The following is a 1,139-nucleotide window of genomic DNA, read 5'->3' as shown; positions in this document are numbered from 1 at the left end:
GCTCGACCCCGTGGATCGGAGCCAGAGCGGCGGCCGCAAGCCCGCCACCATCGGCGATCAGGACCACGTCCGGCGCCATGACCTCCACAAGCTCCTGCAACTGCCCGGTACGCAACGCGAGCAGGAACCGCTCCACCACGGCCTGCTGCTCCGACCGGCTCACCCGCATCCGCGGCTGCCGGGCCGCCACATGCTCACGCGCTCGCCGCGCGATCTGCCGCACCGCGGCCGCGGACTTCCCGATGGCCTCGGCGATCTCGCCGTACGGCAGCTCGAAGACCTCGCGGAGCACGAACACCGCCCGCTCAGTGGGCCCTAGCGTTTCCAGGACGGTCAGCATCGCGATCGAGACGCTCTCCGCGAGTTCTACGTCCTCGGCGACATCAGGGGTGGTCAGCAGCGGGTCCGGCAGCCACTCGCCGACATAGTCCTCGCGGCTGCGCGCCAACGTCCGCAGCCGGTTGAGCGCCTGCCGCGTGACGGTCCTGACGAGGTACGCCCGCGCGTCGCTCACCCGCGACGGGTCGACGCCGGCCCACCGCAGCCAGGACTCCTGAAGCACGTCCTCCGCGTCGGCCACGGAACCGAGCATCTCGTAGGCGACCGTGAACAGCAGGCTGCGATGGGCGACGAACGGGTCCTCGGTCATGATGCCGACGCTACGCCGGACGTCTGAGGACGCCCGGCCAGCGGGATCTCGCAGGCATCGGAGTAGCCCTGCGAGGTGATCCCATGCGCCGTGTTGCACCTGGCAGCCAGGTTGGCGAAGCCGATGAACACGGTGAGTTCGACCAGCGCCGCCGGGCCGAGCCGGCCGAGCAGACTCGCCGACAGCTCATCGGTGACGGTCGTCGGCGTGTTCGTCATGGCCTCGGCGTACTCCATCACCTCCCGCTCCAACGGCGTGAACACCTCCGACTCCCGCCAGCGCGGCACCTGGCTCGCCTTGGCCAGGTCCAGGTTCTGGTTCAGCGCCGCGAAGTAGTTGATGTCGAGGCACCAGCTACAGCCGACCTGTGCCGCGACGGCCATGTGCGCGAACGTCTTGAGGCTCGCGTCGGCCGCGTCCCAGGTGGCCACCTTGGCTGCGAACTCCTGGTTGTCCTTGGCAAGCTTGGGGTTGTTCCACAGCACCTCGT

Annotated in this window: 2 protein-coding genes; both read right to left on the bottom strand. The window is 69.3% G+C overall.

The features are described from left to right. Positions 1-649, bottom strand: a 649-nt coding sequence (locus IG54_RS0137225; protein WP_030795627.1) for a sigma-70 family RNA polymerase sigma factor, incomplete at its 3' end; no start/stop codon positions are given. Then, positions 646-1,139 (bottom strand): carboxymuconolactone decarboxylase family protein (locus IG54_RS0137220; RefSeq protein ID WP_037898473.1); only part of this gene is annotated, 494 nt, incomplete at its 5' end. The genes IG54_RS0137225 and IG54_RS0137220, both read right to left, overlap by 4 nt.

Source organism: Streptomyces sp. NRRL S-920, from assembly GCF_000717945.1.
GTDB classification, from domain to species: domain Bacteria; phylum Actinomycetota; class Actinomycetes; order Streptomycetales; family Streptomycetaceae; genus Streptomyces; species Streptomyces alboniger.
This window is presented reverse-complemented; position numbering and strand designations above follow the sequence as displayed.